General features: G+C 62.9%; 6 protein-coding genes and 1 tRNA gene. 5 read left to right on the plus strand and 2 right to left on the minus strand.

Annotation, left to right across the window (positions count from 1 at the left end):
• Positions 1 to 2: 2 nt before the first annotated feature.
• Both IEY33_RS16470 and IEY33_RS16475 read right to left on the minus strand, forming a co-directional pair.
• Positions 3 to 1,202, minus strand: a complete 1,200-nt coding sequence (locus IEY33_RS16470) for an acyl-CoA dehydrogenase (RefSeq protein ID WP_306415623.1) — start codon at positions 1,200 to 1,202, stop codon at positions 3 to 5.
• 79 nt (positions 1,203 to 1,281) lie between these two features.
• Positions 1,282 to 2,001, minus strand: coding sequence for an SDR family oxidoreductase (locus IEY33_RS16475; protein ID WP_188964379.1), 720 nt, complete (start codon positions 1,999 to 2,001; stop codon positions 1,282 to 1,284).
• Between the two features lie 112 nt (positions 2,002 to 2,113).
• Between IEY33_RS16475 and ispH the strand changes: the two genes are divergently transcribed.
• The 5 genes from ispH (at position 2,114) to IEY33_RS16500 (ending at position 6,906) form a co-directional block, all read left to right on the plus strand.
• Positions 2,114 to 3,109: a 4-hydroxy-3-methylbut-2-enyl diphosphate reductase gene (gene ispH / locus IEY33_RS16480; RefSeq protein WP_188964380.1), complete on the plus strand. Its 996-nt coding sequence runs from the start codon at positions 2,114 to 2,116 to the stop codon at positions 3,107 to 3,109.
• Positions 3,110 to 3,189: 80 nt separating this feature from the next.
• Positions 3,190 to 4,596, plus strand: a complete 1,407-nt coding sequence (gene lpdA / locus IEY33_RS16485) for a dihydrolipoyl dehydrogenase (RefSeq protein WP_188964381.1) — start codon at positions 3,190 to 3,192, stop codon at positions 4,594 to 4,596.
• A gap of 133 nt (positions 4,597 to 4,729) precedes the next feature.
• Positions 4,730 to 4,804 (plus strand) — tRNA-Glu (locus IEY33_RS16490).
• 76 nt (positions 4,805 to 4,880) lie between these two features.
• Positions 4,881 to 6,026, plus strand: coding sequence for an O-antigen ligase family protein (locus IEY33_RS16495; protein ID WP_188964382.1), 1,146 nt, complete (start codon positions 4,881 to 4,883; stop codon positions 6,024 to 6,026).
• A 97-nt stretch (positions 6,027 to 6,123) separates the two neighbouring features.
• Entirely contained in the window at positions 6,124 to 6,906 is a 783-nt protein-coding gene (locus IEY33_RS16500; protein WP_229671097.1) for a hypothetical protein, read from the plus strand.
• Positions 6,907 to 7,237: the final 331 nt, after the last annotated feature.

The raw sequence follows: 7,237 nt of genomic DNA on the forward strand, positions 1-7,237 counted from the left end.
GGTCAGCCGCCCAGTTCCGCGAACACCGAGCGGGAGATCACCACGCGCTGGATCTCGGAGGTCCCCTCGTAGATCTCGGTGATCTTGGCGTCGCGGTACAGGCGCTCCACCGGGTACTCGCGGCTGTACCCGTTCCCGCCGAACACCTGGATCGCCTCGCGCGTCACGTCCACCGCCGCCTCCGACGCGAGCAGCTTCGCGATGCTGGCCTCGCGGCTGTACGGCTGTCCGCTGTCCTTCAGCCACGCGGCCTTCAGGGCCACGAGGCGCGCCGCCTCGATGCGGGCCGCCATGTCCGCGATCTTGAAGCTCACGCCCTGGTTCTGCGCGATGGGCCGCCCGAACTGCTCGCGTTCCAGCGCGTAGCGGGCCGCGTGCTCGAAGGCGGCCCGCGCGATCCCGACGGCCTGCATGGCGATCCCGACGCGCCCGGCATCCAGGCACGCGAGCGCGATGGTGAGGCCCTGCCCTTCCTCGCCGAGCAGGTTCGCGTGCGGGACGCGCACGTCGTCGAAGGAGACGGTGGTGGTGTGCGCCGCGTGCAGCCCGAGCTTCTCCTCGGGCGTCCCGAAGCTCAGGCCGGGCGTGCCGCGCTCCACCACGAAGGCGCTGATGCCGCGCGCGCCGCTGCCGCCGGTGCGGGCCATCACGAGGTACGTGTCGGCCTGGTTGCCGCTCGTGATCCAGGCCTTGCTGCCATTGATGCGCCAGCCGTCCCCGTCCCGTTCGGCGCGGGTGCGGAGGCTGGCGGCGTCGGACCCGGCGGCGCTCTCGGTCAGGCAGAACGCGCCGATGGCCTCGCCGCTCACCAGGGGCCGCAGGTACCGTTCGCGCTGCGCGTCGGTGCCGTAGCACAGCAGCATCTGTTCCGGCAGGCCGTTCTGCACGCTCACGACGACGGCCACGCTCGCGTCGGCCGCCGCGATCTCCTCCAGGCACAGCGCGTACGTGACGCTGTCCAGGCCCGCACCGCCCCACTCTTCCGGGACGGTCGCGCCCAGCAGGCCCAGTTCGGCCAGGCCGCGCAGCTGCTCGCGCGGGTATTCGCCGCTGCGGTCGAAGGCGGCGCTGTGCGGCGCGACGTGCGCCTGGCAGTAGTCGCGGACCGTCTGCACGATCAGGCGTTGCTCGTCCGACAGGCCGAAGCTCAGGCCGGCGGACGGTGCGGCGGGGTGGGCGGCACCGGGGAGGGTGGTGGTCATGCCGTCAGTCTAGCGGCCCTGACGAACGGTCGTTAGTGTGCCGTGCGGGGGCCGCCCGTCTCCCCCGCTCCCGCCCTGCTCAGCGCCACTGCGCGCTGAGTTCCGCCCAGCGCGACGAGTCCAGGCTCACGTCGCCCGGCAGGCGCACGCTGGCCGTGGCGCGGCTCCCCTCCTGCACGTCCGGCTTGCGGCGGCGCGCCAGCTCGAACACGCTCTTGCGTTCGGTCGCGATGTGCAGCACCTCGTCACCGATCTCCATGGCGTGCGTGACCGCCAGCGCGATCTGCGGCGCGATGATGTCCACGTAATCCTGACTGGTGTACACGTCGCTGAACGCCACCGGGTACGCGAACTCGCGCGGCCGGAAGCTCGTCCGCACGATCAGGTGCCGCGCCGCCGCGCGCGCCGCCTCCTCCGCCACCAGTTTCGTCAGCGAGTAGTAGTTCACGACCGGCCCCGGCGTGTCCGACTCGCGGTACTGGCCCTGCTCGCCGTCGAAGACGTAATCGGTGCTGATGTGCAGCAGTTTCGCGCCCACCGCGTTCGCGGCCCGCGCGAGGTGCCGCGTGCCCTCCACGTTCACGGCCCAGCAGCGCTCACGGTCCTGCTCGGCGCCGCCCACGTTCGTGTACGCCGCCGCGTGCACGATCAGGTCCGGACGCTCGGCGGCCACCACCGCGTCCACGCTCTGCACGCTCGTGATGTCCAGTTCCGCGCTGCCCGGCGCGACCAGCCCCGGAATGAGGTCCCGCAGTTCCTTGCCCAGCCGCCCGTTGCCACCCGTCAGGAGAATCTTCACGCCCCCATCCTGCGGGCTGCCGGACACGCACGCAAGCACAGCCGTCCTGAAGGAACGGGGAATGCGGACCTGGACGGGAATCGCGCCTCCCGGCTCGGTCTAGACTGAAGGCATGATCGAGCGCGTCATTCTCGCCAAACCCCGCGGCTTCTGCGCGGGCGTCGTGATGGCCATCGGGGCGGTCGAGAAGGCCGCCCGCAGCGAGGCCCGGCCCGTCACGGTGTACCACAGCATCGTCCACAACCACACCGTCGTGGACCGCCTGGCGTCGCAGTACGGCGTGCACTTCGTGGAGGACCTCGGGAACGTCACGGCCCTCCCGGACGGCGGGGACACCATCGTGTTCAGCGCGCACGGCGTGAGCCCCGCCGTGCGGCAGCGGGCCCGCGACCTGGGCCTGAGCACCATCGACGCCACCTGCCCCCTCGTCACGAAGGTACACTCCGAAGCCAAGAAGTACGCCCGCGAAGGGTACGGCATCCTGCTCATCGGAGACAGCGCGCAGCATCAGGAGGTGCTCGGCACGCAGGGCGAAGCGCCGGAACACACCATCCTGGTCGGCGTGCTCGGCAAGACCGGCCCCGGCCTGCACGACCCGCACACCGTCACGGTCCCGAACCCGGAACGGGTGGTGGTGCTCACGCAGACGACCCTCAGCGTGGACGACACGCGCCGCACCGTCGAGATCCTCAAGGCGCGCTTCCCGCAGCTCGTGATCCCGCCCAGCGAGGACCTCTGCTACGCCACCAAGAACCGGCAGGACGAGGTGAAACGCATCGCGGGCCAGGTGGACGCCTTCCTGGTGCTGACCAGCACGCACAGCTCGAACGGCATGCGCCTGCTGGAACTCGCGCAGGCCGAATGCGGCCGCGCAGAACGCCTCGAAACGGCCGCCGACCTCGCCCGGCTCGACCTGACGGGCGTGCGGTCCGTCGGCATCACGAGCGCCGCCAGCACGCCCGACGACCTCGTGCAGGCCGTCGTCGAACACTTCCGCGCCCTCAATCCGGCGCTCGAGGTCCGCGAAGACGGCGAGTGGGAGAACATCGAGTTCCGCGAACCGCGCAAGATCGGCCCGACCGACGCCCTCCCCCGCACCATGCAGTGACGCCCGGCGGGACGCCCCGCACCCCCTTGTCACCGACGCACGGAACAATACCCCCCAGGTGCGGGCGGTAGACTTCCGGCATGGATTCTTATGATGTTCTGGTCATCGGCGGCGGTCCCGCCGGTTACGTCGCGGCCATCCGCGCCGCCCAGCTCGGCTTCAAGGTCGCGTGCGTCGACGCCTTCGAACGCGGCGGCAAACCCTCCCTCGGCGGCACCTGCCTGAACGTCGGCTGCATCCCCAGCAAGGCGCTCCTCGACTCCAGCGAGAAGTACGAGATGATCCAGCACGAGGCCAGCGAGCACGGCATCGACGTGCAGGGCGCCACCATCAACCTGCAGCGCATGCTGGCCCGCAAGGACCAGGTCGTCGACAAGCTCACGGGCGGCGTCGCGTTCCTCTTCAAGAAGAACAAGATCACCAGCATCCACGGCCTCGGCCGTCTCGTCCGTCAGGAAGGCGACGCCTGGGTCGTCGACGCGGCCGGCACCGAAGTGCTCGCCCGGCGCGTCATCGTCGCGACCGGCAGCAGCCCCCGCGCGCTGCCCGGCGTGCAGTGGAGTGGCCGCATCGTCGAGAACAGCGGCGCCCTCACCCTCCCCGAAGTGCCCGGCAGGCTCGGCGTGATCGGCGCGGGCGTCATCGGCGTGGAACTCGGCAGCGTCTGGCGTCGCCTCGGCGCGCAGGTCACCGTCCTCGAAGCGCTCCCCGGCTTCCTGCTGCCCGCCGACGACGCCGTCAGCAAACTCGCCCTGCGCGAATTCCAGAAGCAGGGCCTCGACTTCCACTTCAGCGTCACGGTCGACCACATCCAGGACAACGGCAACGACGTCACCGTCACGTACACCGAGAACGGCCAGCAGACGACCGCCACCTACGACCGCCTCATCGTGTCCGTCGGCCGCGTCCCCCACACCGCCGGACTCGGCGCGGACGCCGTCAACCTGCAGCTCGACGAGCGCGGCTTCATCAGGGCCGACGCGCACTTCCAGACGAACCTCCCCGGCGTGTACGCCATCGGCGACGTGATCGGCGGCCCCATGCTCGCCCACAAGGCCGAAGACGAAGGCGTCGCCGTCGCCGAACTCATCGCCGGACAGTCCGGACACGTCAACTACAACACCATCCCCTGGGTCATCTACACCACCCCCGAAATCGCCTGGGCGGGCCTCACCGAGAAAGCCGCCAGGGAACAGGGCCACACCGTCAAGACCGGCCAGTTCCCGTTCAGCGCCAACGGCCGCGCCCTCGGCCACAACGACACGCGCGGATTCGTGAAAGTCGTCGCGGACGCCACCACCGACCGCATCCTCGGCGTGCACATGATCGGACCGAACGTCAGCGAACTCATCGCCGAAGCCGTCACCGTCATGGAATTCGGCGGCAGCGCCGAAGACCTCGCCCGCACCGTCCACGCCCACCCCACCCTCAGCGAAGCCGTCAAAGAAGCCGCGCTCGCCGTCGACAAACGCGCCATCCACGCCTGAACCCCGCCCCACTCCACCCACGGCCGCGCCCGCCGCTTGACAGAATCCTCAAAGCCCTGTAATCTTTCGTGCGTGCTGAAAAGCACCCCTTGAAAGGGCGGCAAGCGCAGAGAAACGCGAATGCTGTGGGTGTGGCCCCATCGTCTAACGGTTAGGACACTACCCTTTCAAGGTAGCGATACGGGTTCGAATCCCGTTGGGGTCACCACCATTCTCCCGCTCCGGCACCCGCCAGAGCGGGAGAACTGCTGTACACCCCACCCACGACGACTATAGTGACCCACGTGAGCCAGCCCCCCACCCACGACACCCCCACCTTCACGCCCCCCAGGTGGGTCAGCTGGCTGATCGCCCTCACCCCCATCTTCCCTCCCCTCTACCTCGCCGCCTTCGGCACCCTGAAACACCTGCGCCAGCTGCCGCTCACGGCACGCCGCATCGTGTTCTTCTTCGCCGCCACGCAACTCGTCGCGGCGATCTTCACGCCAGCACCACTCACGTCACTCGGCCTCACCGCCGTCCGCACGGCCGAAGCCCTCGCGATGATCGCCGCCGGCGTCTACCTGCGCGACAGCCGCACCCTGCGCCCCCTGCTGTGGGGACAACTCGTCATCTTCGCGAGCGCCTGGGGGTACACGCTCTACACGCAGGGCGTCGCGGGCGTACAGGCACGACTGGGCCACCCGTACTACTACATCGTCACCCTGGGCCTCGTGGCCACCATCGCCCTGTGGCTCATCGTGTACTGGCGCGGCGCCGGATGGTGGCGCTGGCCAGCCGGCCTGTTTGCCCTCGCCACCCTGCTCGCCTCCGGCAGCCGCGGACCGCTGCTCGCCCTGCTGACCGGCTCCGTCGCCGCCCTCGCCTTCCAGCGCGGAAAACACCGCCGCCCCTGGCTGCTCCTGCCCGTCGTGGCCGTCATCATCCTCGCGATGGTCAGCTTCAGGGCACAGATCACCTTCAAACCGATCGAACGCCTATTAAATGACCAGACCAGCGGCCGCGAATTCGTTTGGCAGGATGCCGTTCATGGCTGGCAAACATCCCCTCTTGGTGGAGTTGGCCCTTATCAAGGTGGTCCCTATCTAACATATTTATTTAAAGACGGTTGTCAGCTGACCCCTACTCTTGAACGCAATGAGATACATTGTCCAGAAAGCTTGATTCCCTGGGCGGGTGCACTATTAATTGCGCACAACGTTTGGCTGCATTGGTTGCTGGAAACTGGCATTATAGGTACATTAGGTTTGCTGACCGTCACCATGTATGGCTTGTGGCTGGCCGTTCGCCAAGGCGACTCCTTCACACTGGCAATCATGTTTGGCTATTTAGCCATAAATATGGTTGATGTAGTATTGACGATGCCAAGTGTACATTTTTCTGAACTCTGGTGGCTACTTATAGGGGTGACATTTAATGCAAAAAAGTGACTACGTATTAGTCTCGCAAACGAATAGTTTACACATCAATAACTATACAGGATTTCGGGAAATTGAAAGATGGGGCGTATGGGGCCTAGGAAAGGACATGGGTATTGAGTATTCAGCAAAATCCCCAAATCTTATAGTTTACCTTTCATTTAATCTACCCTTACCGAACCAAGTTCTCACTATTAAAAATAATAATGTGATTATTTCGAAAATCACAAATCCTGAATATGGAGCAGACTATAAAGGCATATTGCTGCTTGAGAATACTTTAGGAAAAAATAAGCTGACTTTTCATACAAATTATTCTAACGCAGATAAGTTAATATCAGAAGTCGATAAATCAGATATCAGCGTAGCTTTTAATGAATTAAGATTCGCAGATATATCAAGAGAAAATAAACACACAATCATTAATCTTTTTAAGGTATCTTTTTTAAAAAACTATGAAGCTGCATACACCGATAGAATATATTTTTCTTATGGCGACGACCACCGCCCTAATAATTCAGTGAATTATTTAATCATAACCAATGACGCGTCCCCAAGCATTAATTTTACTGAGTACACAGAAGATTACAAAAAAGATACCGGATCTTTACTATCTCACAATCATTTTGTGAGTGGTATGCTAGATTTAGCCCCTTCGCAAAAAACTGGCCTTGTCCAGATAAAATACTTGCAAAATAAATCAAATTTTGATGGTAAGAAAATTTCCGAGATAAAATCGCTCACTTTTTTAAAAGCATCGGTTAGTTTTCAGCCTTTAAGCGGAAAATACGTCATTTTCATCTCGGGTTTTTTTATTTTAATTATATTGATTTGTCTTTTGCGCTTCCTAAATATAATTTCCACTCCATATAACAAGAAATTGGAAGAATAAGCTATTATATTTATAAGTAGCTTGGCAGTGTAGACCACCTCATAAGTAGCTAGCTGGTCTGTGATTAGCGGTCGGCTGAAAGATCGAGGACGCGCTGACTGGGCGGCTTGACCTTATGGCCGACCGCTATTGATACCGGTAGAAGTTCAAGTCGATGGAAATCCAAATGATGAGAGTGACCTCCTGATCCCGACAATCTCCAAGGGTTGGCTAGTCTCTGGTCTCTGCTATTGATACCGGTTTAAATTGAGGTTACCTCCATGAGACGTTGTGGCAACTTGATGTACCGAATCCTCTGCCATCCCGCACGCAGCCGAGCCCTCAGCTCTTT

This window comes from Deinococcus aquiradiocola, assembly GCF_014646915.1.
Lineage (GTDB): Bacteria > Deinococcota > Deinococci > Deinococcales > Deinococcaceae > Deinococcus > Deinococcus aquiradiocola.